A 25,687-nucleotide genomic window follows, 5' to 3' on the forward strand; every position below is an offset into this window, starting at 1 on the left:
AAGAAGGCGGCATGGACCAGAGCAGGAGGGTTGACACGTCTTCCGGTCATCCATCCGCGATCTGCGCGAGCGTTCCGGCGTCGCGGTGTCCGCGGATCGCCCGCCCTGACGACGTCCCGCAGCCGGAGTCGGTCGAAGAAGTGACCGCATGGGCGGGCAGCGAGGATTCGCGCCGCGTCGAACTCGTCTACGCGCCGGTGTTCTGGGTACTGCTCGCCCTCGCCGGGCTCGGGTTCCTGATCCAGCAGACGATCGCGGATCCGACGGGCGCGGGCTGGAACATCACGATCAACGGTGAGAGCCACGACTCCTGGCCCGGGTGGGTGCCGTGGCTCGCGTGGATCGGCGTCGGCATGTGGCTGCTCGTCGCTGTCTGCGTGCTTGTCCTGCGGTTGAGCATTCAGCGGGACCTGCGTGTCGAGAACGAGCGGATCTTCGAGAGCGGGATCGCGCACTCGATCCACCGGGCGTCCCTCGACTATGACGGTGAAGCGAGCTGGGCCACCTACATCGCCCTCGACCACCGCATCGACGACCAGCGGGCCGCGCGGATCCACGCCGCGTTCGAGCAGTGGATCGCGCGGGCGGGCTTGCCTCCCGCAGGCTCGGGTCCGATCTCCTCAAGCACGTTGTTCGGTGCTGAGGCCGCGGGCGGCTACTTCCTCCTCCACCTCCCCGTCTCCGCGACCGCCGGCGCGACCGCCGATCACGCGTGGATGCTCATCACCGAGCCGCAGGATGGTGACGGCGACGTGATCGTCACACCGGTCCCCGTGCCGAAGAAGCTCGAAAGGACTCGTCGCAGACTCCGCCGGAAAGCGGGAGGGAGCACGCCATGATCACACGTGAGATCACCGTCTCGCTACAGTCCCTGTTCACGACCGACGAGCAGACCCGGGGATGGATGGCCGCGGCGCGCACGCCCGAGACTCGCGCACGCATCCGGCGCTGGTCGAAGGTCGAGACCCTCGGCATGACGACGATCCTGGTGGGCATCGCGCTCATCGTCCTGGCATCGTTCGCGTCGATCGCGGTGGCCGTCTGGTCCAGTGCCACTGACAACAACCGCCCGGACCCGTACTGGTGGATCTGGGGCGTCGCGATCGGCGTGACCGCGTGCGGGACCGTCGCGGACCTGATCGCCACTCGGCGGCGCGAGGAAGCCTGCTTCGCCGACGGCTGGGTGACCGTGGGGACACTGGATCGGGCGATCGAACATCCCGGCAGCGGTGAGGACAAGACCTGGTACGACCTCCGGATCAGTGCCGAGCTCCCGAACGGGGCAACGCTGCGCCGTCGATTGCACGTCGAGGGGGAAGGGTTCGAGCGTCACGTCGGGGACCGCATGCGGTTTCTCCACAACACGCTCGACCCCGAGGAGGTCGACGACGTGCGCTTCGCCGGTTGGCCCGACAGGAAGAAGCGGCGCTCGCGGCGCGGAAGGGACAGGCGTTGAGCAAGCGAGCCAGGATCACCTCCTCCGAGCACACCGTCGTCTACGGCGAGGACGACAAGGTGCCGTTCTGGCTCGAACATCTCATCGCACTCATCGTGATCGGCTCCATCGTCATCGTCGGCGGCATGGTGGTGCTGTCACTGAGCGACTGGGGTCGGTTGACGATGGTGTGGCTCGGACTCGGGCTCGGCCTGGTCATGACCGTCTGGCTCGCCATCGACCCGTGGCGCAGCCTCCGCGCGGGTGAGCCCGCAGCGGTGTGGGTGGGGGAAGCGCTCACCGCGTTCGGGTGGAGCGCCATGACCGTCTCACTGGCCGCGGGCATCCCCTACGTCTTCTGGCTCGGCCCGGACACCCTTCCCGAGTGGTCCTTCGCCGTCCCTGGCGTCGGAGCAGCGGTCTTCACGGCGATCGCGGCCCTCGGAATGCGGCTACAGACGAGACAGCCGCTCCCGGCACTGGACCGGACGCCACGGTCGGCGCGGGTGACGCTCAACACTGAGGACTCCGAGGGCAGGCAGGGCGTCACTGTGCGCTACCGGGGCGTCGACGGCGAGAAGCACGACGCGGAGCTGGCCGACCTCATCGACGACTCCTGGCTGGGCGAGTTCACGCCGGGCACGACCTGGCAGGTCTACGCCTTCCGCGACCCGAGACTCGCGAACTCCGTCGTCTTCCTCACCGAGGCGCACGACGATGTCTGGCGCGACGGCTACAAGCTCGACGGCGTCCGACTCGGAGGCGAAAGCGGTCCGGTCACACCAGGGCCGGGATCGCCCTTCCTCCGTGAAGACTCGAAACGGAGGTTCGAGCCCTGATCGCGCAGCATCGCCGCGAGAAGGGCGAGTTCGCGGACGGACGCCTCTTCCCGGGCCGGGTCGTCGAGACCGTCGCCCTCCCACAGGACGCCGACGGCCTCACGACCCACCGCCTCCTCGTCAGCGCCGAACTGCCGGAGGGCACGACCCTCCTGCGCGAGATCGACCAGAGAGACGAGCCGCGGGCACTCGCGAAACGGGAAGGAAGAACAGTGCGCTTCCGGCACAACACCGGTGACCCCGACGACCTCCATGACATCTTGTTCGTCGGGTTCGTCGACGAGGACGCGCCGCGGCGAGACCGGGCTCAGCAGTGAACGGGCGCCCGGCCCTGCTCCGACGCGTCTGGAAAGCGATCGTCAGTGAGTTCACTCCACCACCGGAGCCGCGCCCAGCGCCGAGCGAGAGTGAGCTCGCCGTGGGACATCTCGCCCTCGGGACGATCGACGACCGGATCGAGGACGCACCCGGCCAAGACGTGCAAGGGGCCGACGAACTGATCATCAGTGCCGATGTCCCGGGCCATGGAACCCTCCACCGGCGGATCTCATGCCCCTTGCCGACGCCCGGCAGCGGTCGCGGCCTCATCGGACACGAGGTCCAGTTCCGGCACACCACCTACGACCCGGACCACAGCGACGACATTCTCGTCACCCGGTGGCCACCGGTGGCGCGTCGAGCGCTGGCACCGGTCCGGCACGAGGGCCCCGGCGCGCTCCGCGCCCGAATCTGGAGCGTCCTCGCGAGCTGCGGCTTCGTCGTCATGTGGGCCGGGCTCGCGCTGACACCGATCCTGTCGGGCGGGATCGTCTTCGGCGGCGACATGTTCACCGACCTCCCCGCTTGGTTCCACCCTGGTGTCGCGCTCACGGTGAGCATCTCGGCCATACCGGTAGGACTGCTTCTGGTCACCCTCTGCGTCAGACGCAAGGAGGCGGCACTCGCGCACACGGTGGAGAGGAGAGGCCGACGATGACGAACGGAACGTCCGAGCCCTTTCACCCCGCCGTGGCCTGCCGATCCGGGCTCGGCGTGGGCGGAGGCGTGCGGTCGCCCGACCCATCGAGCGTTCGCGCTGTCCGACAGAGGGCCGCTCGGCAGACGCGGCGTCGATCGCCGACAGGATCAGGGCCAGGGGTCGCTGCCGCCGTACGCGTTTCGGGGCGAGTCCCGGCGCACAACCTCGCCTCCAGGGAGTTCAGGCACTGTCCGCACCCGGCAGTGAGTCGAGGCGAGTCGTGCGAACGCGAGTGACCGTTGCACGTGTGGGCACCGGTGAGGCTTCTGTCAACGTGTGCGCTGACAGCTCGGGCAGCTGAACGAGGAGCGGTTCATGAACGCCTCCCGCACGATCAGCGTGCCGCAGCGGCCGCACGGCCGGTCCCGCCGCCCGTAGGCGTTGAGCCCCCGCTCGAAGTAGCCGCTCTCGCCGTTGACGTTCACGTACAACCCGTCGAACGTGGTGCCGCCGACCTCCAGGGCCTCGGTCATCACGTCGGTGACGTGGCCGAGCAGCTCCAGCGCCTGGGCGTTGGACAGCCCCCGCGTGGAACGGGACCAGTGCAGCCGGGCCCGCCACAGCGCCTCGTCGGCGTAGATGTTGCCCACACCGCTGATCAACGACTGGTCCAGCAGCGCCCGCTTCACCTCGGTCCGCTTGGCCCGCAGCGCCCTGACGAACGCCTCGGGGACGAACGCGGCGTCAAGCGGGTCCAGCGCGATGTGGTCCACCGACGACGGCACCTCGGCGCGCTCACCCTCGCGGTCCAGCAGCAGGTGCCCGAAGGTGCGCTGGTCGACGAAGCGCAGCTCGTTGCCGTCGTCCAGCGGCATCCGCACCCGCAGGTGCCGCTCGTCGGGCTTGCCCTGGGGCTGCACCAGCATCTGCCCGCTCATGCCCAGGTGGGCCAGGAGCATGTCGCCGCTGTCCAGCACCAGCCACATGTACTTGCCGCGACGGCGCACCGCCGTGGGGGTCTGCCCACCGAGCCGTGCCGCGAAGTCGGCGGGGCCGGGCACGTGGCGGCGGACCGAGCGCGTGTGCAGCACCTCGACGGCGCCGATCCGGCGCCCCACAGCGTGCTCGGACAGGCCGCGCCGGACCACCTCGACCTCGGGGAGTTCGGGCACCGCTCAGCCCCGCCCGTTACCGCTGGAGCCGCCCTTGGCCTCCTCGGCGGCGCGGTCCGCGCGGGCCCGGATGGCCTTCCACGCGGACTCGGCGGCCTGCTGCTCGGCCTCCTTCTTGCTGCGCCCCTCGCCCAGGCCGTAGCTCTCGCCCGCGACCCGCACGGTGGCGCGGAAGGTCTTCTGGTGGTCGGGGCCGCTCTCGTCCACGTGGTACTCGGGCACGCCCAGCATCTCGGCGGCGGTGAGCTCCTGGAGCGAGGTCTTCCAGTCCAGCCCGGCGCCCAGCCCGGAGGCCGTGGCGATCAGCGGGTCGAAGAGGCGGTGCACGAACTCCGAGGCGGTGTCCAGGCCGCGGTCCAGGTAGACCGCGCCGATGATCGCCTCCAGGGTGTCCGCGAGGATCGACGACTTGTCGCGCCCTCCGGTGCCCTCCTCGCCCCGGCCCAGCCGGATGTACTCACCGATGCCCAGACCGCGCGCGACGTCGGCCAGGGCCCGCATGTTGACGACGGCGGCGCGCAGCTTGGCGAGCTGGCCCTCCGGCAGGTCCGGGTGCTTGCGGAAGAGGGTGTCGGTGACCACGAGGCCGAGCACGGAGTCCCCCAGGAACTCCAGGCGCTCGTTGGTGGGCAGACCGCCCTTCTCGTAGGCGAAGGAGCGGTGGGTCAGGGCCCGGAGCAGGATCTTCGGGTCCACCTCCACCCCGATCGCACGGTGGAAGGACCTGGCCTCGGAGACGGAGAGTTGACTTGCCACGCGAGTTCGCTTCCCTGTTGGGCGCGCCGGCGGCGGCGCGCGGAGGTGGAGGTGTCCCCCGACCCGTCCAGGACGCTCGAAAACGAGGTGATCGTCGCGGGAGCGGTCACTCCCCCGGCGGCCACCACGATCTCGGGAGCCCCTGTGGGACCGGGATCACCGGTGTCGGACACCACGGAACATGGGTGTTCCCACGGTCCGTCGGGTTCACTCTACAAAGCCCTGGGGACAGTGGCCCCCAGGACGGCCGTTCCCGGACAGCACTTCGGGGCGGAGCCCTCAGAGGGTTCCGCCCCGATGATGTCCGGGAGTACGGGATCGGGCAGCTGCCCGAAGCCTGGCACGTCCGGGTTAGGCCGGGTTGGTGACCTGGCGGTTGTTGTAGGTGCCGCAGGTCGGGCACGCGATGTGGGGCTGCTTCGGGTCACGGCAGCGCGGGCAGTTGACCAGCACCGGGCGCGACGCCTTCCACTGGGAACGGCGGGTCCGGGTGTTGCTCCGCGACATCTTCCGCTTCGGGACGGCCACTTCAATCCTCCTGGGTCACCCCCGCGGTCGCGGGAGGTCGCTTATCTGGTCACCCCGCGCGCTGTGGCGGGGAGGTGTGCTCCGGTCGTCGGCGGTTCCCTGTGGGTACCACACGCGATCGGTTCACTGACTCACTGCTGGTCGGGCTTCTCCGCGATGTCGCGGAGCGCTTCCCAACGCGGGTCGACACCGTCGCCGTGACCGTGGTCGGGCCCGGCGTCGGCGAGCTTGACACCGCACTCGGCGCACAGGCCGGGGCAGTCCGGGCCGCACAGCGGTGAGAGTGGGAGCGCGAGCACGACGGCGTCTCGGATCACTGGTTCGAGGTCGAGCAGATCGCCCTCTAGATAGTAGTCCTCATCATCGCCGTCCGCGTCCTCGTCGCTTCGGACGCTCACATCGTCGTCGTCGGCGGCGTAGCGGTACATCTCCTGGAAGCCCGCCTCCAGCTCCTCGGAGATGGGGTCGAGGCAGCGGGAGCACTCCGCCGTGAGGTGACCATTGACGGTCCCGGTGACGAGGACGCCCTCCATCACCGCCTCCAGGCGCAGGTCCAGCTCGATCTCCTGGCCCTTGGGCACGCTGGCCATCGCCGTCTCGAGCGCGTCGGGGACGGTCACGATTCGGTTGACGGTACGCATCGACCCCGGCTGGCGGCCCAGCTGGCGGGTGTCGACCACGTACGGGTCGCGGGCATCTAGACGAGACAGGGTGATCGCGCTTTCAGGAGAGTGTTCCGGGTGCCGGGCACGGGCCGCCGACATGGTGCAGATCGGGCTGTCGCGGTGGTGCTGACCGGCCTGAGCGCACGCCGAGGACCGGCGACGCCCATGGTCGAACCCAGATTCTACCTACCATGTCCCCGACCACCCAAATCAGCCCCCCGAAGCCGCTCGCGGGCGGGGGTCATCCCTGGGCGCGTTCGGCGTACTTCTCCTTGAGGCGCGCCTGGACGTGGGGCGTGACCAGACTGGAGACGTCGCCCCGGTGCTGGGCGATCTCGCGGACCAGGCTGGACGACAGGAACGAGTACTGCGGGTTGGCCGTCATGAAGACGGTCTCCACGCCGGAGAGCCGGTAGTTCATCTGCGCGATCTGGAGTTCGTAGTCGAAGTCACTGACCGAACGCAGGCTGCGCACGATGGTCTCGATGCCGTTCTCGCGGCAGAAGTCGACGAGGAGTCCGTCGAACTCGCTGACCCGGACGTTGTCGAACTCGGCGGTGCCCTCGGTGAGCATGTCGAGCTTCTCGGGGACGGTGAAGAGCCCCCGCTTGTTGACGTTGTTGAGTACGGCGGCGATGACCTCGTCGTACTGCTTGGCGGCTCGCCCGATGATGTCGATGTGTCCGTAGGTGACCGGGTCGAAGGAGCCCGGACAGACGACTCGGCGCACGGTGGATCGCCCCTCTCAGGTACTACTCACGGGTACAGCGATCGTAGGGGCTCACTCCCGTCCCATTTCGGGCAACTCCCACTTAGCGGTCCCCCGTGTCCGCTTTCACACCCGGCGCGGGCACGGCGGAGGCCGAGCCCACCGGGTCGTCTGAACCTTCCCCCGCGCGGCGCCGGAAAACGTGGCGTATGCCCGATATCTACTCGGTGGTGCGGGCGTACCAGAGGATCGCCTCGCCGTACTTGCGGCTGCGGTCCAGCTCGATCCCCTGAGGCCACGCCGGTTCGGCACCGCGCTTGGACCGCTCCACCACGAGCATCGCGGACGGGGCCAGCCACCCGTGCTCGACCAGGGTCGACAGCACCGAGGCGACCTCCTCGTCGGTGACCGCGTACGGGGGGTCGGCCACCACGAGGTCGTAGGGGGCGGCGAGGTTGCCGCGCGCCAGTACCCGCTCGACCCGGTCGGCGGCGAGCTCCGCCCCGGGGAGCCGCAGTGTGGCGATGTTCTCCCTCACCACCCGGGCCGCCTTGTGGTCGGCCTCCACCAACAGGGCGTGCGCGGCCCCGCGAGACAGGGCTTCCAGGCCGATCGCCCCGGACCCCGCGTAGAGGTCCATCACCCGGAGCCCGTCGAGGGAGCCGAGGTCGGACTGGACGGAGGAGAACAGCGCCTCGCGGGCCCTGTCGCTGGTGGGTCGGGTGGTGCGGCCGTCGGGGGCGGAGATGCGCCGTCCGCCCGCCGCCCCGGCGATGATGCGGGTCATGGCCCCCACGGTAGTGCGCCCCGGGGCACGCCGAGGCTGGCGGAGGAGGAGGCTCCCCCGATATCGAGTCAACACCGGGGCGGCTCGGCACGCCAGTGGGGGCCTTCCCGCCTGTGGACAACCGGGGATTCGACCCCCAGTGACAAACGGGAGTCCGCCGCGCGAGCGCCGAGCCGGGACCGCCGCCCGCCGGTGGAGACCGAGCCCCACCCTGTGCACAGCCGGGTATCCGACAGCCTTCTGGACAACCGGGAGCGCTCCAGTGGACCAAGGACACCGGCTCGCTCTCCACCGGACCGCACCCGCGCCCAGGGCCGGGCTGGGAGACCCCGTCACATGAGCACGGAGCCCAGAACGGACCCGCCAGCGGCCACCTCGTGCTCGCAGCCACCCGCTCCCCACGGGCCACCGGCCCTTCACAGGGGCCGCGGCACGGACAGCACCGCAGGGGCCGGACCGGGAGATGCCTCCGCCACCACGAGCACCGAGCCGGGGACCGCCCTGTCAGAGACCCTGGTCCGTCACCGGGACCTCCCGTGGACGACGGGCGCGGGCAGCCGCGGTCAGGTCTTGTCCAGGTACTCCGCGCGTTCCTCGGGGAGCAGTGCGGCCAGGGCGTCGGCCAGCGGCGGGTGGCCCGTCAGCCCCGGGTCCTCGCTCACGAGGCGGGTGGCCTCCTCACGGGCCTCCCCGATCAGCTCCTCGTCCTTGACCAGCGTGAGCATGCGCAGGCTCGACCGCGCCCCGGACTGGGCGTCACCGAGCACGTCGCCCTCCCTGCGCATCTCCAGGTCGGTGCGCGACAGCTCGAACCCGTCCGTGGTCGAGGCGACGGCGGCCAGCCGTTCACGCGCGGGGCTGCCCTCCTCCGCCTCGGTGACCAGCAGGCACAGGCCGGGCAGCTGGCCGCGGCCGACCCGGCCGCGCAGCTGGTGCAGCTGCGAGATCCCGAACCGGTCGGCGTCCATGATCGCCATGACCGTGGCGTTGGGCACGTCCACGCCCACCTCGATGACGGTGGTCGACACGACCACGTCGGTCTGGCCCGAGGTCAGGCGGCGCATCACCGCCTCCTTGTCGTCCGGGGCCATCCGCCCGTGCAGGGCCTCCACCCGCACGTCCGCCAGCGGCCCCTCCTGAAGGCGGGCCAGCACGTCCAGCACCGCGAGCGGGGGCCGCGCACCGGGGGGAGCGTCCTCAGGCGGGGTGTCGACCTCGTCGCCAGCCTCCGCGCCGCCGGAACCGTCCCCGATCCGGGGGCAGACCACGAAGGCCTGGCGGCCCTGGCCCACCTCCTCCCGGACCCGTTCCCAGGCGCGCGTGAGGAAGTGCGGCTTCTCATGGGCGGGGACGACGTGGGTGGAGATCGGAGCCCGCCCCTGGGGCAGCTGGGTGAGGGCCACCACGTCCAGGTCGCCGTAGACCGTCATCGCGACGGTCCTCGGAATGGGTGTGGCGGTCATCACCAGCACGTGCGGGCGGCCGTCCCGGGCCTTCTCCCGCAGGGCGTCGCGCTGCTCCACTCCGAAACGGTGCTGCTCGTCCACGACCACCAGGCCGAGGTCGGCGAAGGAGACGTGCTCCTGGAGCAGGGCGTGGGTGCCGACGACGATCCCCGCCTGACCCGAGGCGGCCTCCAGCAGTGCCTCGCGCCGGGCGGCGGTGTTCATGGATCCGGTGAGCAGGGCGACGCGGGTGGCGGTGTCGGCTCCGTCGATCTGCCCGGCGCGGCCAAGCGCCCCGAGCATCGCGCTGATGGAGCGGTGGTGCTGCTGGGCCAGGACCTCCGTGGGGGCGAGCATGACCGCCTGGCCGCCGGAGTCCACCACCCGCAGCATCGCGCGCAGGGCCACCAGGGTCTTGCCCGCACCGACGTCGCCCTGGAGGAGACAGTGCATGGGGTGGGTGGCGTCCAGCCGTTCGGCCAGCCGCTCACCGACCTCCTTCTGGCCCTCGGTGAGGGTGAACGGGAGCTGGGCGTCGAAGGCGTCGAGGATCCCGCCGTCCGCGCCGGGCCGCGGCCTGGCGGGCAGTTCCTCGGCCTGCTGGCGGCGCTGGGCCAGGGCCAGCTGGAGCACGAAGGCCTCGTCCCACTTCAGGCGGCGCCTGGCGGCCCCGACCTCGGCCCACTCGGCGGGCCGGTGGATCCGGACGAGCGCCCGGTGGACGTCGAGGAGCCCCTTGCGGTCGCGCAGTTCGGGCGGGAGGGGGTCGGGGAGGTCCACGGCGTAGTCCAGGGCGACCCCGACCGACCGGGCGATGGTGGCGGAGTCCAGCCCCTTGACCGCCGGGTAGACGGGGATGAGCTCGTTGGCGTAGGCGCGGGCGGCCTCGCCTTCGAGGCCCTCGTCGTCCAGGAGCACGTACTCGGGGTGGTCGAGCTGTCGACGGCCCTTGAACGTGGAGACCCGGCCGGAGAACATGGCCAGCCGCCCGGGGACCAGGGTGTTCTGGTGGTGTGACCCCCGGTTGAAGAAGGTCAGGTGCAGGCGGCCGGTGCCGTCGGTGACGGTGGCCTCCATCATGTCCATGCGGCGGCGGCCCTGGCGGGCGGGGATGGTGCGCCGCCGGGCGTCCAGGACCTTGGCCTGCACGGTGACGTCCTCACCCTCGCGCAGGAGCGCGAGGTCCGTGAGTTCACCCCGGCGGTCGTACCTGCGCGGGTAGTAGCGCAGCAGGTCACCGAGGGTGTGGAGGTCGAGTTTGTCGGCGAGTGCCTTCGCCGTCCTGCCGCCGAGCGGTCCTTTGCGCAGCGGCTCGTCCCAGGTGCTCACTGTGGTTCCCGTCCTGGCCTCGTGGGGTCGCCCGTCCCTGTCACCGTAGACCTCCGGTGTGACGACCGGGGTCAAGCCAAGCTTGACGCTTGGCCGTCCCAACCGGGGTATACTCGTCAGAGTTCATCGCGTTTTCGCCATGCCCGCGTGGCTGATCTCGATGCTCCGGTGGGTGTGTGAGGCCTCGGTCGCGCCGTTCCCCGCCGTTGCGCGTACGGACGCCCGCCAGTGGTCTGATTTCACCTTCGGGCATGTCCTTCGTGTACTCTTTCCCGGTTGGCGTCCTCGCCAGCCTGCCCACCCGGCCTCCTCTGGCCGGATGACCTCTCGCGTGCGGCGACGTGCGCGATCCCGAGCACTTGAATGGAGTTACCGTGGCTTCCGTCTGCGACGTCTGCGGCAAGGGACCAGGGTTCGGTAACAGTGTTTCCCACTCGCACCGTCGCACCCGCCGCCGCTGGAACCCCAACATCCAGACCGTTCGCACCCGCGTGGGCGGCACGCCCAAGCGTGTGAACGCGTGCACCTCGTGCATCAAGGCTGGCAAGGTGACCCGCTAGGGTCTCCTCCCACCCGTAGTTCTCGAAGGGCCCTCCGACTCCGGTCGGGGGGCCTTCGTGCTGTCCGGAACCGGTGCCGGGGTGAAGCGTGCGACGCGAGTGGCGATCAGAGCCAGCGCAGCGGAGCTACAGATCACACACGTGACCGTTGAGGGAACACCGCACGGGGCTCTGGGAGACGCCGATCGCGTCGAAGGTCAGGGTGGCCGACTCACCGGGATCCAGGTGCCCCTCGGTCCCGGACTGGCGGGCCAGGATGCCGTCCTCCAGCGGTTCCCAGTCGGCGTCGTGGACCTCGGTGACGTCGGCGCTCTCGAAGGCCAGGGCCAGCTCCCACGCGTCGAGCCGGGTCCGCGAGATGTTGGTGACGGTCACCCTGCTGGTGAAGCCGACCGACGTCGCCTCCAGCACCTGGTACGAGACGGCCGTGGGTTCCGACCCGGCCTGGGTCTGCGGCCCGGTGTTCCCCTCTCCCGATCCCGACGAGGCGCCGCCCCGGTCGGGGCGCGGGGAGGCGTCCTGGGTGGGGTCGGCCCCGTCCTGCGGGCCGGGGGCCTCCGTCGCGCCGGGAGGGCCGCCGAACTGGAGGTAGATCTGTGTGGTGCTGTAGCCGAACAGGAGCAGCCCCAGGATCACCCCGGAGACGACCAGCACGTTGAGCAGCCTCGGCGGTTCGACCCGCTTGGGCACCGTGCTCTCCAGGAGTCCACCGATCCGCCGCAGCGCCCCGGCGTTCTCCGGTTCGCTGCGGTGGGCTCCACGACGATGGCCGTGCCGCCTAGCCATGCCGCCCCATGTGCCGCCCTCCGACGTTGTTCCGCTCGCCCTGCTCACCCTGGGCCGACGGCCGCGCCGACCAGGGTTCTCACCTCGGTGGATCGTCGCGGGTTCGGGCCCCGCGAGGCCGGACCACTGTCCGTAGACCAACGCTGACCGCGATGGCAAAGCCTAGCGCCATCGCCAAACGGGACAAATCCAAACGGGCTCAGTCCCGTCGGAAATGATCCCACCCACCACGCTCGACCACGTTCCCGTCCACCGTGACGGAGGCCCGTCCGTCCTCCTCCGGCGCCTCGCCCACGGTCCCCACGCGGTGCCAGTGCTCCGGGAGCACGACCTCCGGTGGGAAGACCGCCGCGAGCGCGTGGTCCTCGCCGCCGGCCACCATCAGGCGACGGGCGGCTTCCTCAGCCTTCCCCGCCGGAGCCCCGAGTACACGGACGGCCTCGAGGAGTGCGGGTTCGGGCCGGAACCCCTCCGACTCCAGGCGGACGCTCACCCCGCTGGCCCGGCAGACGTGCCCCAGGTCCTGGACGAGCCCGTCGCTGACGTCGAGCATGGCGGTCGCCCCGAGCCGGGACGCCTCGGGGCCCGCGAGGTAGGGCGGGCTCGGCCTGCGGTGTTCGGACAGGCACTCGGCCGGTCCGTCGACGCCCCGTTCCAGGAGGGCCAGCCCGGCGGCGGACAGGCCGAGACGGCCGGTGTAGGCGACCACGTCACCGGGTCTGGCGCCGTCACGGCGGACCGGGGAGCGCCCCTCCAGGTCGCCCAGGGCGGTGACGGCGATGGTCAGGGTGTCCGATCCCACCGTGTCCCCGCCCACCACCGCTCCCCCGGCCCTGGCGCACTCGTCCCGCACCCCGAGGGTGAACTCCTCGGCCCAGGCCAGGGGGAGTTCCGGGGGCGCGGCGAAGCCGATGAGCAGCCCGGTGGGGCGTGCGCCCATGGCCGCGACGTCGGCGTAGTTCTGCGCCACGGCCCGGTGCCCGACGTCGCGGGCGGTGGACCAGTCCCGTCGGAAGTGGCGGCCCTCGACGAGGAGGTCCGTGGTCGCGACCGTACGCCCGTCGGGCGCGGCCACGATCGCGGCGTCGTCGCCGGGTCCGAGGATTACGTCGTCCGTCCTGGGGAATTGGCTCGTCACGCGCTCGATCAGAGCGAACTCGCCAAGACCCCCAATGGTGCTCAACACACAGATCAGGGTACGGTGACGCTCCGGCGCAGAGGTCTAGACCCCGTGGTCAGGCCCCACGTTTCATCCGTTCGTCATCGGCTGTGCCCTCCGGCCGGGGCCGCGTCCGCTCGCCACCCCCTCCGGCCCGGCACGAAGGAGAAGTCAACATGGTGCAGGCATACATCCTGATCCAGACCGAGGTGGGCCAGTCCGCCGAGGTCGCGGAGCGCGTGCGCGGGATCGCGGGGGTCGACCAGGCGAACGACGTCACGGGTCCCTACGATGTGATCGTGCAGGCGCGGGCCGAGGACATGGACGCCCTGGGTTCCCTCGTGGTCGCCCGCATCCAGCGTCTGGACGGCATCGCCCGTACCCTGACCTGTCCCATCGTCAACATCTGAGGTCGACCGAGTCGACGGAGCGAGGTTGCCCGTGCACAAGCGCTACTTCGGAGCGGCTCTCGCCGTCGTCCTGGTGACGGCCGGTTGCGGCGGCCAAACCGTGCAGATGCAGCCCCCCGAGACGGACGGGCAGACCGCCGAGGCCTGTGCCGCGCTGGTCGCGGACCTCCCGGACACCCTGCTCGACGCCGACCGCGCGACGGTCCAACCCGAGTCGGAGGTCATGGCGGCCTGGGGCGACCCGCCCATCGGCCTGCGGTGCGGCGTGCCCCGGCCCTCCTCCCTGGAGATGGACTCGATCCTGGAGGAGGTCAACGGCGTGGCGTGGCTTCCCCAACCCGAGGACGCCCCCACCGTGTACACGGCGGTCGAGCGCGAGGCCTACGTCGAGTTGAGCGTGCCGCCCTCCTACGGCGCCCCGGCTCCGGCCCTCAGCGAGCTGAGCGACCTGATCTCCGAGCATCTTGAGGAGCGCGCCGACAGCGGTCGGTGACCGCGCCGGAGCGGCGCTCACCCCCTGACACACGTGTGGGGCCGGAGGCGGAGGATCGCCTTCGGCCCCACGTTCGTGTCCTGGGGGGTGTGTTCGGGGTCGGTCCTACTCCGTGCCCTCTTCGGGGGCCGCGCTGGGCTCGTCGGTGCCCTCGGCGTCGGTGTCCTCGTTGTCGGCGTCGGAACCGGACTCGTCGCTGTCCGCGCCCTCCAGGGACTCGGCGTCGGGGCCGTCCTGGGCGATCTCCGCCTCGATCTCGGCGGCGGTGAACGAGATGGAGCCGGAGCAGGCGGCGCCGGGCTCGGGGACGTCCTGGCCGCGCTCGTAGTACTGGATGTAGCGGGCCAGGTCCTCGTCGTCCGCGCTGTCGGCGGTGATCTGGCGGCCCCAGCTGGAGGCGACGATCGGCGCGTCCATGTCACCCTCGTAGGGGCTGATGACCAGGTAGTCGCCGGGGTTGTAGAAACCCTGGAGCGCCTCGATCTGGTCCTCCGCGATGTCCGGTTCGTAGGTGATCCAGACCGCGCCGTGCTCCAGGGCGTGGACGGCGAACTCCGGCATCAGCGGCTCGGTGTACACGCCGCAGTTCTGCCATCTGTTCCAGTGCTGGCCGCCGACCGGCGGGGACTGTTCGTAGTCCACGCGCTGCCCGTCCGGCACGTGGTTGTACTCGTCGATGGCGTACTCCTGCACACCGGCGATGTTGCGGGAGCGGAACTCCATGAAGACCGCGGTTCCCAGGAGACCCAGGACCGCCGCGGAGGCTACGCTGATCCCTGCGATCTTGAGGATCTTGGCGCGGCGTTCCTTCTTGCGCTGCTCTTCCCGCAGGGCGGCGGCGCGAGCTCGACGCTCCTCCGCCTTCGTCTTCTTGGCCACTGGTTCTCCTGGGCTGGATGTGGTCGAAAGGGACTTTCCTATCCTCTACTTTGGCATCAGAGTGGTGCGATTTGACCAGGGTGGTTCAGATGGGGCATGTGACCGGGGCGGCGTCCGACGAGGCCGACCGTGCCGACGAGGAGTCGCGCGAGGACGGGACGGCCGAGCCCGACGCGTACTCGGAGGACGAGGGGGACACCGGCGCTCCCCCCTCACCGGGACGCTCGGTTCCGCTCTGGATGACCGTGACGTTGGTCGCCCTCGCGCTGGTCGGAGGGCTGCTTCTGGGCCGTCCGTCGTACCCGCTGGACACCAGCGCCGACGCCGGTTTCCTGCGTGACATGAGCACGCACCACGCCCAGGCCGTGGACATGGCGCTGATCGTCATGGAGAAGACCGACGACGTCGAGCTGCACACGATCGCCACGGACATGGCGCGGACCCAGCAGGCGCAGATCGGGATGATGCAGGGGTGGCTGAGCTCGTGGGGGCTGAACGCACGCGCCTCCGAGCCCCCGATGACCTGGATGGCCGCCCACGACCACGGCGGCGGTGAGGGCGTGGTGCCCGAGACCATGCCGGGCTGGGCCACCGAGGAGGAGATGGTGCGGCTCACCGACGCCGAGGGCGAGGAGGCCGAGGTCCTCTTCCTGGAGCTGATGATCGCCCACCACCTCGGCGGGATCGACATGGCCGAGGCCGAGGTGGAGCTCGGTGACGAGGACCTGGTCACCACCTTCGCCCAGGGCATGGTCAACGCCCAGCAGTCCGAGGTGGACAACATGGAGCGGCTGCTGGAGCTGCGCCGGTAGCCCCGCCTCCGCTCAGCGAGCCCCCGACCCGGCCGGACGCCCGGGCGGGCAAAGACACGGCAGTACGACGGCGCGCCCCCGAAGCGGGGGCGCGCCGTCGTGTTACCCAGGGGCGTTCCGGGGGCGCCCGCCCGCCTGCCGATCCCGACGTGTCCGGTCTCTCAGGGGGGTGCCCCCACATACGACAAGCAGTAGCACTACAGTTCGTAGTACTACCGGCGGTCGGTAACTGGGAGGCGGGCATGGAAGCACTAGACCTGGCGAGGTGGCAGTTCGGCGTCACCACGATCTACCACTTCCTCTTCGTCCCCCTGACGATCGGGCTGTCGTTCATCGTGGCCGTGCTCCAGACCTTCTGGTACCGCACCGGAAGGCACGAGTACCTCCAGGCCACCCAGTTCTTCGGCAAGCTGTTCCTGATCAACTTCGCCATGGGCGTGGTCACCGGGATCGTGCAGGAGTTCCAGTTCGGCATGAACTGGAGCGAGTACTCGCGCTTCGTCGGGGACGTCTTCGGGGCGCCCCTGGCGATGGAGGCCCTCCTCGCCTTCTTCCTGGAGTCCACCTTCATCGGACTGTGGATCTTCGGCTGGCACCGGCTCCCGCGCGGACTCCACCTGGCCTGTATCTGGATGGTCGCGATCGGCACCAACCTGTCGGCGTACTTCATCCTGGCCGCCAACGCCTGGATGCGCCGCCCGGTCGGCTACGAGATCAACCCGGAGAACGGCCGCGCCGAGCTCAACGACATCTGGGCCGTGCTCAGCAACGACCAGGCCTGGTCCACGTACCTGCACACCGTCTCGGCCGCCTTCGTCACCGCCGGACTCTTCGTCGTCGCGGTCAGCGCCTTCAAGCTGTGGCGCAACACCCGGCACGGCGACACCGGCGAGGTCGGCGTCACCCCGCCCAAGCGGGACTTCGCGCTCTTCCGCTCCACCCTGAAGGTCGGCCTGGTCTTCACCCTCCTGGCCGGGGCGCTCACGTTCGTCTCCGGCGACCACCAGGCCAAGCTCGCCGCCGAGTACGAACCCATGAAGCTCGCCGCCGCCGAGGCCCTGTGGGAGACCGAGGAGGGCGCGCCCTTCTCCACGTTCGCGGTCGGGGACACCGAGGCGCGGTACAACCCGATCGACGTCGGCGTCCCCAACATCCTGAGCTTCCTGGCCACCGGGCACTTCGACGGCGAGGTGCACGGGATGAACAACCTCCAGGAGGCCTACGAGGAGTTCTACGGCCCGGGCGACTACATCCCCAACGTGTTCGTCGTGTACTGGGCCTTCCGCCTCATGATGGGCTTCGGGATGTTCGGGGTGGCCGTGGCCGCGCTCGGGCTGTGGCTCACACGGGGACGGGAGCGGCTGCCGAGGACGAGGTGGTTCTACTACGCCGCGATCGCGGCGCTGCCCGCCGCGCTGCTCGCCAACATCTTCGGGTGGGTGCTCACCGAGATGGGCCGCCAGCCCTGGACCGTCCACGGCGAACTGCTCACCGCGAACAGCGTCTCCCCCGGGGTCAGCCTCGGGACGGTCGCCATGAGCCTGGGCATCTTCACCGCCGTGTACGGGCTGCTGTTCGTCATCGAGGCGGGCCTGCTGTGGAAGTACGTCAAGAAGGGCCCCTCACACCTCGTCCCGGATCTGGAGAACGACGAGGACGAGTCCCAGATCCCCCACTTCAGCTACTAGGAGCCAACGACCATGGAACTGGCCGTCATCTGGTTCGTCGCCATCGCCGTCCTGTGGATCGGGTACTTCGTCCTGGAGGGATTCGACTTCGGGGTCGGCACCCTGCTGCCCTTCATGGGCAAGCGCAACTCCGTGGACCGCAGGGTCACCATCAACTCCATCGGCCCGGTCTGGGACGCCAACGAGGTGTGGCTGCTCACGGCGGGCGGAGCCATGTTCGCCGCCTTCCCCGCCTGGTACGCGTCCCTGTTCAGCGGGTTCTACGTGCCGCTGTTCCTCATCCTCATCGCGCTCATCCTGCGCGGCGTGGCCTTCGAGTACCGGGGCAAGCGCGACGACCCCCGCTGGCAGGACTGGTGGGACCGGGCGATCTTCTTCGGCAGCTCCGTCCCCGCGTTCCTGTGGGGCGTGGCCTTCGCCAACATCGTCCGGGGCGTGGCGATGGACTCCGACCACATCGTGACCGCGTCCCTGCTCGACCTGCTCAACCCGTACGCCCTGCTCGGCGGGGTGACCACCCTGTCGCTGTTCACCCTGCACGGCGCCGTCTTCCTGACCCTCAAGACCGACGGTCCGGTCCGGGTCCGCGCCCGCCGGGCCACGCTGATCGCCGCCTGCGTGGCGGTCCCCGCGGGAGCCGGGTTCCTGCTGTGGACCCAGTTCGCCCACGGCAAGCCGTGGACGCTGCCGCTCGTGCTGGTCGCCGCCCTGGCCCTGGTGGCCGGTGTGGTCGCGGCCTGGTACCGGCGCGAGGGGTGGTCGTTCGTGGCCACGGCGGTGACCATCCTCGCCGCCGTGACCGCGCTGTTCGGGTCGCTGTTCCCCGACGTGCTCCCGTCCACCACCGACGCGGCGTTCAGCCTCACCGTCGAGAACGCCTCCTCGGCCGACTACACGCTCACCGTGATGTCGTGGGTGGCCCTGGTGTTCCTGCCGCTGGTGATCGGCTACCAGTCCTGGAGCTACTGGGTGTTCCGCAAGCGGGTCACCGGCGAACAGGTCAGCATGTCCGCCCCCGCCACCACCGGCGGGGGCGGCCCGGACCAGGCCGCCTGAACCGGCCGCGGCCCGTGTCCCCGTACCCTCCGCCTCCCGCGTCGCCCCGGGACGCGGAGGGTACGGCACCGCCGGAGGCCTCCCTGGATACTGGGACCGGACCGCACCGTGCCCCGTGTCCCCGACACATCCGCCCCACCGGCCCCACCGCCCCGGCCGGGCTCCGACGCCACGAGGTTCCACGCAGATGAAACCGCTCGATCCACGACTGGTGCGCACCGCGGGCGCGGTCCGGACCCACCTGGCCGTCACCGTCGTCAGCGGAGTGCTGATCACCGGCCTGATCCTCGCCCAGGCCTGGCTGCTCGCCCGGGTCGTCACCGGGGCCTGGGCCGGGGAGGGACTGGACGCCCTGGGATGGATGATCGCCTCGGTGGCCGCCGTCGCCGTCGTCCGCGCCCTGCTGTCCTACCTCGCGGAGGCCTCCGCGCTGCACAGCGCCGCCCGCACCAAGTCGCAGCTGCGGCGCCAGCTGGTCGCCCACGTCACCGATTCGGGCAAGGTGTGGCTGGCCGAGGGCGGTGACCGGGAGGACGGGTCGCCCCGGGCCGGGGAACTCGTCACCCTGGCCACCCGGGGCCTGGACGCCCTCGACGAGTACTTCTCCCGCTACCTGCCCCAGCTCGTCCTCGCCTGCATCGTGCCGTTCGCGGTGCTGGCCGTCGTGTTCTGGGCGGACTGGATCTCCGGGATCGTCATCCTGGTGACGCTGCCGCTCATCCCGATCTTCATGGCCTTGATCGGCATGCACACCCAGCAGCGCACCGAACGCCAGTGGCGGCTGCTGAGCCGGTTGGGCGGGCACTTCCTCGACGTGGTGGAGGGGCTGCCGACCCTGGCGGTGTTCCGCCGCGCCAAGGCGCAGGCGGCGATCATCCGGAAGGTCGGGGAGGACCACCGGGCCGCGACCATGGGGACGCTGCGGATCGCGTTCCTGTCGGCCTTCGCACTGGAGCTCCTGGCGACCCTGGCGGTGGCGCTGGTCGCCGTCGAGGTGGGGCTGCGCCTGCTGGGCGGGCACATGGACTACCAGACCGCCCTCCTGGTCCTGATCCTCGCGCCCGAGGCCTACCTGCCGCTGCGCGAGGTGGGCGCCCGCTTCCACGCGAGCATGGAGGGCGTGGCCGCCGCCGACCAGGTCTTCACCGAACTGGACCGCAGGCGCGGGACGCGGGCTCCGGCCGGGGACGGCGAGGAGCGGCCCGCCCCGGCTCCGACCGGTGTCGCCGCCCCCGCCGCCGCGGGCGACATCCGCTTCGAGGGGGTGGGCCTGCTCTACCCGGGCCGCGACGTGCCCGCCCTGGCCGGGCTGGACCTCACCGTCCGCTCCGGCGAACACCTGCTGCTCACCGGCCCCAGCGGTTCGGGCAAGACCACCCTGCTGTCCCTCCTGCTGCGGCTCGGGGAACCCACCGAGGGGCGGATCAGCGTGCGGGCGCCGGGGGGCGAGTGGACCCCGATGGACGACGTGCCCGCCGACGACTGGCGGCTCGGCGTCGCCTGGGTCCCCCAGCACCCCTACCTGTTCGACGTCTCCGTCGCCGACAACATCCGGCTGGGCGCGCCCGACGCCGACATGGAGCGGGTGCGGGAGGCGGCCCGGCTGGCCGAGGCCGACGCGTTCGTGTCCGCGCTCCCCGAGGGGTACGGGACCCTGCTGGGTGAGCGGGGCGCGCGCCTGTCCGCCGGGCAGCGGCAGCGGATCGCCCTGGCCCGGGCGCTGTGCCGGGACGCGCCGCTGGTCCTGCTGGACGAGCCCACCGCGCACCTGGACCCCGAGAACGCCCGGGCGGTACGCACCGCCGTGGCCCGCCTGCTGGAGGGGCGCACCGCCGTGATCGTCGCCCACGACACAGGATGGGCCGAGTCCGAGCTCGGCGTGCGCCTCCGGACCACCGCACTCCCACTGCTCACTCAGGAGGCCCGCCGATGAGCTCCGAGACGGCCCCGCTGGTCGACGAGCGGGAACGGCGCCGGGACCCGCTGCGCCGGATGATGGGCCTGGCCCGGCCCAGGAGCGCGCGGTTCGCGCTGGGCGTGCTGCTCGGCGCCGCCGCCACCGGGTCGGGTGTGGCCCTGCTGGGCGTGGCCGCGTGGATGCTGGCGACCGCCGCCGACCATCCGTCCATCACCGCGCTGAGCGTGGCCGTGGTCGCCACCCGGGCGCTGGGGGTGAGCAAGGGCGTGACCCGCTACCTGGAGCGGCTGGTCACCCACGACGCCGCGTTCCGGACCCTGGCCGAGGTGCGGGTCCGGGTGTACGAGCGGCTGGCCCGGACCGAACCGTTCGGCCGCTTCCGCTCCGGCGACCTGGTGTCGCGCCTGGTCAACGACACCGAGGCCACCCTCGACCTGCTGGTGCGCGGCCTGACCCCGCCGCTGGTGTCGGTGGTCACCGGTGGGGCGACGGTGCTGTTCCTGACCGTGGTGTACGTCCCCGGGGGCCTGCTGCTCGCCGCGGGTCTGCTGTTGGCCGGGCTCGCGGTGCCGCTGGCCGCCGCCGCGTTGGGGCGCGGCCCCGGGCGGCGGGAGGCCCGGGCGCGGGGCCGACTCTCCACAGCCCTGGTGGACACCCTCCAGGGCGCTCCGGACCTGGTCGCCTACGGGGCCATGGAGCGTCAGGTGGCCCGGGTGAACGAGGCGGACGCGGAGCTCACGCGGGTGGCCCGGCGGGACGCGGCCACCCTGGGGCTGAGCGCCGGGGCCACCGCCCTCATCACCGGGCTGACCGTGTGGGGCGCGCTGTTCCTGGGCGTGCTCGCCGTGGAGGACGGGGCGATCGGCCCGACCGCGCTGGCGGTGCTGGTGCTGACCACGCTGGCCGCCTTCGAGATCGTCGCCCCGCTGCCCGCCGTCGCGGCGCGGCTGGGCTCGATCCGCGCCAGCGGCGAGCGGCTGTTCGGTGTCCTGGACACGCCGCCCGGGGTCGCGCCGCCCGCGAGGGAGGGCCTGGAGATCGACCCGGACGCCGACGCCACCGTGCGGATCCGCGACCTGCGCGTGCGGTACGGCCCCGAGGAACCGTGGGCGCTGGACGGGGTGGACCTGGAGATCCCCGCCGGGCAGACGGTGGCGGTGGTCGGTCCGAGCGGCGCGGGCAAGAGCACGCTCGCCTCGGTGCTGCTGCGCTTCCGGGACCCGGACGGCGGCCGCGTGGAGATCGGCGGGGTGGACATCACCGACTACCCGGCCGACGAGGTCCGCCGGGTGGTGTCCGGGGTGCCGCAGGACCCGCACGTGTTCGCGTCCACGCTGCGGGAGAACCTGCGGCTGGCGCGCCCGGGGGCCGGGGACGACGAGCTGTGGGCGGCGCTGGGCGCGGTGCGTCTGGCCGGTGAGGTCGAGGCGATGCCCAAGGGTCTGGACACCCAGGTGGGTTCGCACGGCATGGGGCTGAGCGGCGGGATGCGGCAGCGGCTGGCGCTGGCCCGCGCGGTACTGGCCGCGCCGCGCGTGCTGGTGTTGGACGAGCCGACCGCGCACCTGGACCCGGACACCCGGGACGCGGTGGTGGCCGACCTGCTCGACGCCGCCGAGGGGTTCTCGACCCTGCTCATCACCCACGACCTCACCGGGCTGGACCGGGTGGACCGCGTCATCGTGGTCCGCGACGGCCGAGTGATCCAGTCCGGGACACACGCGGAGCTGATGGAGCAGCCGGGCTGGTACCGCGCCGTAGGCGTCCGTTGAGGGTGGCGGCGGGCGACGGGCGGGCTGGTACCGCGCCGTAGGCGTCAATTGAGGGTGGTGGCGGGCGACGGGCGGGCGGTACCGCGCCGTAGACGTCCATTGAGGGTGGTGGCAGGCGACGGGCGGGCTGGTACCGCACCGTAGGCGACCGTTGAGGCTGGCGGCGGCGGGCCACGGGTGGAACCGGTCCGTCCCGGGCGCTAGTGTTCGCCCGTGAATCCCGTACGTGAGGTCTTCGGTGGTTTCGGTGTTCTACTGCGCGGTCTGGCGATCGTGCTGCGCCGACCACGCCTGTTCCTGTTGGGCGCGCTGCCCGCACTCGTCACGTCCCTGCTGTTCCTGGCGGCGCTGATCGCGCTCGCGGTGAACCTGGAGGGCCTGGTGGCGTGGGCGACGCCGTTCGCCCGGGAGTGGGACACCGCCTGGCAGGGGCTGGTGCGCGGCGCCCTGTCCGTGGGTCTGCTCGCCGGAGCGGTCCTGGTCATGGTGGTGGCGTTCACGACCGTCACCCTGGCCCTGGGCGCGCCGGTCTACGACAAGATCGCGGAGCTGGTCGAGCAGGAGCTGGGCGGAGCGCCCGAGGGCCAGGACGAGTCCCTGGCCGCCGGGCTGGCCCGCTCGATCCGCCAGTCCGTGGGGATCGTGCTGGTATCCCTCGTGGTGACCGTCTGCGCGTTCCTGCTGGGGCTCGTCCCCCTTCTCGGCTGGATGATCGGACCGGTCCTGACCGCCGTGATGGGCGGCTGGCTGCTGTGCATCGAACTCACGGCCAGCGCCTTCGACCGCCGCGGCCACCTGCGCGTCCGCGACCGGCGCCGCTTCATGGGGACCCGGCGCTGGCGTGCGCTGGGGTTCGCGGTCCCCACGTACTTCCTGCTGGCGATCCCGTTCGTCGCCGTGGCGGTGTTCCCGGCGGCGACCGCCGGCGGCACCATCCTGGCGCGCGAGCTGCTGCCCGAGACGCCCCAGGACCCGCGCACTCCCACGGACCCCGACCCGGCCCCACCCCAGGCGCCGCAGGGGCCCCAGTAGCCGCCTCAGCCCTCCGTGGCACCCCTGAATCACCCCCGGACACGCGAGGGGGCGGACGACCCCAGGTCGCCCGCCCCCTCCCCTCGTTCCCGTGCGGTCAGCGCAGACCGGGGTCACGGCGCAGCGCCGTGGTGATCATGCGCTCGACGAGCGCCGCGTAGTCCAGGCCGGTGGCGCCCCACATCTGCGGGAAGGCCGACGACGGCGTGAAGCCGGGCATCGTGTTGAGCTCGTTCACGAGGATCCGGCCGTCCTCGGTGTAGAAGAAGTCCACCCGGGCCAGGCCCTCGCAGCCCATGGCCTCGAAGACGTCGGCTGCCATCGCGCGCAGGCGGGCGACGGCCTCCTCCGGGATCTCGGCGGGGATGGTCAGGCCGCTCGTGGACAGGTACTTGGCCTCGAAGTCGTAGAAGTCGAAGCCCTCGGCCACGTGCACCTCGGCGGGGAACGAGACGTCGGGGGTGCCGCCGTCCTCGGACTCCAGCACGCCGCACTCGATCTCGCGGCCGATGACCTGCGCCTCGACCAGCACCTTGGGGTCGTGCTCGCGGGCGGCCTCGACGGCCGCGACCACGGCGTCGGTGTCCGAGGAGTCCTTCACCTTGCTGATGCCGACGCTGCTCCCGGCGCGGGCGGGCTTGACGAACACCGTCCGGCCCAGCTCCGCGACGTCGTCCAGGACCTTCTTGCGCTCGGTCCGCCAGGTGCGCTCGGTGATCGCCACGTAGTCGCTGGTGGGGATGGAGTTTCCGACCAGCAGGGCCTTCATGAAGACCTTGTCCATGGCGGCGGCGCTGGAGAAGACCCCGGCGCCCGCGTAACGCACGCCCATCATCTCGAAGAGGCCCTGGATGGTGCCGTCCTCACCGAACGGACCGTGCAGCAGCGGCAGGACCACGTCGACCTCGGCCAGCCGCCGCGTGCCCTCGTCGGGGCTGACGGTCATGAGCTGGCCCGCCACGTCGAAGGGCAGCGCGATCTCGACGCCCTCCTCCGAGACGGTCGGCAGGGCCTTGGTCGCCGCGTCGATGCGCAGGCTCTCGGGGTCGCCCGAGGTCAGGACCCAGTTGCCGGTGGGCGTGATCCCCACCGGGACGACCTCGTATCGGTCCTGGTCGATGACGGACAGGACGCTGCCCGCCGTGACGCAGGAGATCTCGTGCTCGGAACTACGACCGCCGAAGACGACGGCGACCCGAATCTTGCGCTGCTCGGACGACATGCTGCCTGACCCTATCTCGCCTGCTGATGAATCCGGTACGGGTGAAAAGCACCCGTGTGTCACTTGCCCCCGTCGAGCGCCGCGAGGGCGTCCCCGATGAGGTCCCGGGGGTCCTCCAGGCCGATGGAGAACCGGACCGCGCCCGGGGAGACGCCGGCGGCGGTCAGCTCGGCCTCGCTCATGTTCCGGTGCGAGGTCGACGCCACGTGCCCGGCCAGCGTGTGGGTGCCGCCGAGCGAGGCCGCGATGGTGGCCACCTCCAGGCGGTCCGCGAAGGCCATGCCCTCGGCCCGGCCACCGCGCGGGTGCACGGTGACCACTGCACCGTGGCGACCCTCGTCGAAGAGCCTGCCCGCGAGCGCGTGCCCGGGGTGCGAGGGCAGCGACGGGTGGTCGACCCGCTCCACCTGAGGGTGCCCCTCCAGGGCCAGTGCGAAGGCCGCGGCGGTCGCGCACTGGCGCTCGACCCGCAGCGGCAGGGTCTCCAGCCCCCGGTGCAGCAGGTAGGCCTCGTCCGGGGCCAGGCACGGTCCGAGGTCGATCCGGGCCGAGCGGACGCGGTCGATCAGGGCGGGCGCGGCCACCGCCACGCCGCCGGTGGTGTCGCTGTGCCCGCCCAGGTACTTGGTGGCCGAGTGCACGACGACGTCCGCGCCGAACTCCAGCGGGCGGCAGACCGCCGGGGAGGCGAACGTGGAGTCCACCACCAGGGCGGCGCCCGCCGCACGCGCGATCCGCGCCAGCCCGGGCAGGTCGGAGACGGTCATCGCCGGGTTGGACAGCGTCTCGGTGAACACCACCCGGGTCTCGGGGGTGACCGCCGCGGCCACGGCGTCGAGGTCGGTGATGTCCACGAAGTCCGTGCGCACGCCGAACCGGCGCATCAGCCGGTCCAGCAGCGAGTACGTGTTGCCGTAGATCGAACGGGAGGCCACCACGTGCGCGCCGGCCTCGGTGAGGGCGAGCAGCACGGTGCTGATGGCCGCCATGCCGGAGGCGAAGGCCTGGCCGCGCACCCGGTCCGGGAGCCCCGCGCCCTCCAGCGCCGCGACCGCGTCCGCGAAGGCGTCCACGGTGGGGCTGTCGATACGGGCGTAGGAGTAGCCGTCGCGCGTACCGGCCAGCACGTCCGCGAACCCCTGCGAGGTGTCGAACGCGTAGGTGGTGGCGCGGTGGACGGGCATCCGCATGGGGCGTTCGGAGGGCACCGGGGCCGCCGGGGCCCGGACCGCCCGCGTGTGCTCCCCCGCGCTCCCGGAACCGGGTGTGTGTGTCAT

General features: G+C 71.5%; 25 protein-coding genes. 13 read left to right on the forward strand and 12 right to left on the reverse strand.

Annotated elements, in window-relative coordinates:
* Positions 1-11: 11 nt before the first annotated feature.
* The 4 genes from AC0VYL_RS22915 (at position 12) to AC0VYL_RS22930 (ending at position 3,250) form a co-directional block, all read left to right on the forward strand.
* Entirely contained in the window at positions 12-839 is an 828-nt protein-coding gene (locus tag AC0VYL_RS22915; protein WP_475481465.1) for a hypothetical protein, read from the forward strand.
* Positions 836-1,456: a hypothetical protein gene (locus tag AC0VYL_RS22920; protein ID WP_475481466.1), complete on the forward strand. Its 621-nt coding sequence runs from the start codon at positions 836-838 to the stop codon at positions 1,454-1,456. Before AC0VYL_RS22915 ends, AC0VYL_RS22920 begins: the two co-directional genes overlap by 4 nt.
* A complete protein-coding gene (locus AC0VYL_RS22925) occupies positions 1,453-2,274 on the forward strand; it encodes a hypothetical protein (RefSeq protein WP_475481467.1) in 822 nt (273 codons plus the stop codon). Before AC0VYL_RS22920 ends, AC0VYL_RS22925 begins: the two co-directional genes overlap by 4 nt.
* A gap of 418 nt (positions 2,275-2,692) precedes the next feature.
* Positions 2,693-3,250 (forward strand): hypothetical protein, encoded by a 558-nt coding sequence (locus tag AC0VYL_RS22930; RefSeq protein WP_475481468.1) that lies wholly within the window; start codon positions 2,693-2,695, stop codon positions 3,248-3,250.
* 311 nt (positions 3,251-3,561) lie between these two features.
* On the opposite strand, the gene mutM is transcribed toward AC0VYL_RS22930, so the two are convergent.
* The 7 genes from mutM to recG form a co-directional block, all read right to left on the reverse strand.
* On the reverse strand, positions 3,562-4,404 hold the full coding sequence (gene mutM / locus AC0VYL_RS22935; RefSeq protein ID WP_475481469.1) for a bifunctional DNA-formamidopyrimidine glycosylase/DNA-(apurinic or apyrimidinic site) lyase: 843 nt from the start codon (positions 4,402-4,404) through the stop codon (positions 3,562-3,564).
* Positions 4,405-4,407: 3 nt separating this feature from the next.
* Positions 4,408-5,160, reverse strand: a complete 753-nt coding sequence (rnc, locus tag AC0VYL_RS22940; RefSeq protein ID WP_475455856.1) for a ribonuclease III — start codon at positions 5,158-5,160, stop codon at positions 4,408-4,410.
* 351 nt (positions 5,161-5,511) lie between these two features.
* A complete protein-coding gene (gene rpmF, locus AC0VYL_RS22945; RefSeq protein WP_013151268.1) occupies positions 5,512-5,688 on the reverse strand; it encodes a 50S ribosomal protein L32 in 177 nt (58 codons plus the stop codon).
* Between the two features lie 131 nt (positions 5,689-5,819).
* On the reverse strand, positions 5,820-6,368 hold the full coding sequence (locus AC0VYL_RS22950; protein WP_475463196.1) for a YceD family protein: 549 nt from the start codon (positions 6,366-6,368) through the stop codon (positions 5,820-5,822).
* 226 nt (positions 6,369-6,594) lie between these two features.
* A complete protein-coding gene (gene coaD, locus AC0VYL_RS22955; RefSeq protein WP_475455858.1) occupies positions 6,595-7,083 on the reverse strand; it encodes a pantetheine-phosphate adenylyltransferase in 489 nt (162 codons plus the stop codon).
* Positions 7,084-7,282: 199 nt separating this feature from the next.
* The gene (gene rsmD / locus AC0VYL_RS22960; protein WP_475481470.1) at positions 7,283-7,849 is read right to left on the reverse strand and encodes a 16S rRNA (guanine(966)-N(2))-methyltransferase RsmD; all 567 of its coding nucleotides are present in this window, start codon (positions 7,847-7,849) and stop codon (positions 7,283-7,285) included.
* A gap of 563 nt (positions 7,850-8,412) precedes the next feature.
* Positions 8,413-10,623 (reverse strand): ATP-dependent DNA helicase RecG, encoded by a 2,211-nt coding sequence (gene recG, locus AC0VYL_RS22965; RefSeq protein ID WP_475481471.1) that lies wholly within the window; start codon positions 10,621-10,623, stop codon positions 8,413-8,415.
* Between the two features lie 374 nt (positions 10,624-10,997).
* Here recG and rpmB point away from each other — a divergent pair, with 374 nt between their 5' ends.
* The gene (gene rpmB, locus AC0VYL_RS22970; protein ID WP_013151263.1) at positions 10,998-11,183 is read left to right on the forward strand and encodes a 50S ribosomal protein L28; all 186 of its coding nucleotides are present in this window, start codon (positions 10,998-11,000) and stop codon (positions 11,181-11,183) included.
* A 126-nt stretch (positions 11,184-11,309) separates the two neighbouring features.
* Here the strand turns inward: rpmB and AC0VYL_RS22975 are convergent, their stop codons facing one another.
* Positions 11,310-11,969, reverse strand: a complete 660-nt coding sequence (locus AC0VYL_RS22975) for a cellulose binding domain-containing protein (RefSeq protein WP_475455864.1) — start codon at positions 11,967-11,969, stop codon at positions 11,310-11,312.
* Positions 11,970-12,168: 199 nt separating this feature from the next.
* Positions 12,169-13,155, reverse strand: coding sequence for a thiamine-phosphate kinase (locus tag AC0VYL_RS22980; protein WP_475455866.1), 987 nt, complete (start codon positions 13,153-13,155; stop codon positions 12,169-12,171).
* 149 nt (positions 13,156-13,304) lie between these two features.
* On the opposite strand from AC0VYL_RS22980, the gene AC0VYL_RS22985 reads away from it, so the two are divergent.
* Both AC0VYL_RS22985 and AC0VYL_RS22990 read left to right on the forward strand, forming a co-directional pair.
* Positions 13,305-13,538, forward strand: coding sequence for an Lrp/AsnC family transcriptional regulator (locus AC0VYL_RS22985; RefSeq protein ID WP_378740929.1), 234 nt, complete (start codon positions 13,305-13,307; stop codon positions 13,536-13,538).
* A gap of 31 nt (positions 13,539-13,569) precedes the next feature.
* Positions 13,570-14,031, forward strand: a complete 462-nt coding sequence (locus tag AC0VYL_RS22990) for a DUF3515 domain-containing protein (RefSeq protein WP_475463198.1) — start codon at positions 13,570-13,572, stop codon at positions 14,029-14,031.
* 105 nt (positions 14,032-14,136) lie between these two features.
* Here the strand turns inward: AC0VYL_RS22990 and AC0VYL_RS22995 are convergent, their stop codons facing one another.
* Positions 14,137-14,910, reverse strand: a complete 774-nt coding sequence (locus tag AC0VYL_RS22995; protein ID WP_475455868.1) for a DUF3105 domain-containing protein — start codon at positions 14,908-14,910, stop codon at positions 14,137-14,139.
* A gap of 89 nt (positions 14,911-14,999) precedes the next feature.
* On the opposite strand from AC0VYL_RS22995, the gene AC0VYL_RS23000 reads away from it, so the two are divergent.
* The 6 genes from AC0VYL_RS23000 to AC0VYL_RS23025 all read left to right on the forward strand — a co-directional run bounded on the left by AC0VYL_RS23000 (position 15,000) and on the right by AC0VYL_RS23025 (position 23,188).
* Entirely contained in the window at positions 15,000-15,722 is a 723-nt protein-coding gene (locus tag AC0VYL_RS23000; RefSeq protein ID WP_475481472.1) for a DUF305 domain-containing protein, read from the forward strand.
* A 242-nt stretch (positions 15,723-15,964) separates the two neighbouring features.
* The gene (locus AC0VYL_RS23005; RefSeq protein WP_475455872.1) at positions 15,965-17,410 is read left to right on the forward strand and encodes a cytochrome ubiquinol oxidase subunit I; all 1,446 of its coding nucleotides are present in this window, start codon (positions 15,965-15,967) and stop codon (positions 17,408-17,410) included.
* A 12-nt stretch (positions 17,411-17,422) separates the two neighbouring features.
* Positions 17,423-18,466 carry a cytochrome d ubiquinol oxidase subunit II gene (gene cydB, locus AC0VYL_RS23010; protein ID WP_475455873.1) on the forward strand — a complete coding sequence of 348 codons (1,044 nt, stop codon included), beginning with the start codon at positions 17,423-17,425 and terminating at the stop codon, positions 18,464-18,466.
* 187 nt (positions 18,467-18,653) lie between these two features.
* Positions 18,654-20,399, forward strand: a complete 1,746-nt coding sequence (gene cydD, locus AC0VYL_RS23015; protein WP_475481473.1) for a thiol reductant ABC exporter subunit CydD — start codon at positions 18,654-18,656, stop codon at positions 20,397-20,399.
* Positions 20,396-22,156: a thiol reductant ABC exporter subunit CydC gene (gene cydC, locus AC0VYL_RS23020; RefSeq protein WP_475481474.1), complete on the forward strand. Its 1,761-nt coding sequence runs from the start codon at positions 20,396-20,398 to the stop codon at positions 22,154-22,156. The genes cydD and cydC overlap by 4 nt, the downstream gene beginning before the upstream one ends.
* A 213-nt stretch (positions 22,157-22,369) precedes the next feature.
* The gene (locus tag AC0VYL_RS23025; RefSeq protein ID WP_475481475.1) at positions 22,370-23,188 is read left to right on the forward strand and encodes an EI24 domain-containing protein; all 819 of its coding nucleotides are present in this window, start codon (positions 22,370-22,372) and stop codon (positions 23,186-23,188) included.
* A 97-nt stretch (positions 23,189-23,285) separates the two neighbouring features.
* Here AC0VYL_RS23025 and AC0VYL_RS23030 read toward each other — a convergent pair whose 3' ends face one another.
* Both AC0VYL_RS23030 and AC0VYL_RS23035 read right to left on the reverse strand, forming a co-directional pair.
* A complete protein-coding gene (locus AC0VYL_RS23030; RefSeq protein WP_475455881.1) occupies positions 23,286-24,410 on the reverse strand; it encodes a D-alanine--D-alanine ligase family protein in 1,125 nt (374 codons plus the stop codon).
* 59 nt (positions 24,411-24,469) lie between these two features.
* On the reverse strand, positions 24,470-25,687 hold the full coding sequence (locus AC0VYL_RS23035) for a trans-sulfuration enzyme family protein (protein WP_475455883.1): 1,218 nt from the start codon (positions 25,685-25,687) through the stop codon (positions 24,470-24,472).

The organism is Nocardiopsis sp. iso_238 (assembly GCF_056173325.1).

Excerpts from the sequence above, each read along its gene's own strand:
- AC0VYL_RS22915 (WP_475481465.1), top strand. The coding sequence starts at position 12 with ATGGACCAGAGCAGGAGGGTTGACACGTCTTCCGGTCATCCATCCGCG.
- AC0VYL_RS22920 (WP_475481466.1), top strand. The coding sequence starts at position 836 with ATGATCACACGTGAGATCACCGTCTCGCTACAGTCCCTGTTCACGACC.
- rsmD (WP_475481470.1), bottom strand. The coding sequence starts at position 7,849 with ATGACCCGCATCATCGCCGGGGCGGCGGGCGGACGGCGCATCTCCGCC.
- AC0VYL_RS22975 (WP_475455864.1), bottom strand. The coding sequence starts at position 11,969 with ATGGCTAGGCGGCACGGCCATCGTCGTGGAGCCCACCGCAGCGAACCG.
- AC0VYL_RS22985 (WP_378740929.1), top strand. The coding sequence starts at position 13,305 with ATGGTGCAGGCATACATCCTGATCCAGACCGAGGTGGGCCAGTCCGCC.
- AC0VYL_RS23000 (WP_475481472.1), top strand. The coding sequence starts at position 15,000 with ATGGGGCATGTGACCGGGGCGGCGTCCGACGAGGCCGACCGTGCCGAC.
- AC0VYL_RS23005 (WP_475455872.1), top strand. The coding sequence starts at position 15,965 with ATGGAAGCACTAGACCTGGCGAGGTGGCAGTTCGGCGTCACCACGATC.
- cydB (WP_475455873.1), top strand. The coding sequence starts at position 17,423 with ATGGAACTGGCCGTCATCTGGTTCGTCGCCATCGCCGTCCTGTGGATC.
- cydD (WP_475481473.1), top strand. The coding sequence starts at position 18,654 with ATGAAACCGCTCGATCCACGACTGGTGCGCACCGCGGGCGCGGTCCGG.
- cydC (WP_475481474.1), top strand. The coding sequence starts at position 20,396 with ATGAGCTCCGAGACGGCCCCGCTGGTCGACGAGCGGGAACGGCGCCGG.
- AC0VYL_RS23030 (WP_475455881.1), bottom strand. The coding sequence starts at position 24,410 with ATGTCGTCCGAGCAGCGCAAGATTCGGGTCGCCGTCGTCTTCGGCGGT.
- AC0VYL_RS23035 (WP_475455883.1), bottom strand. The coding sequence starts at position 25,687 with ATGACACACACACCCGGTTCCGGGAGCGCGGGGGAGCACACGCGGGCG.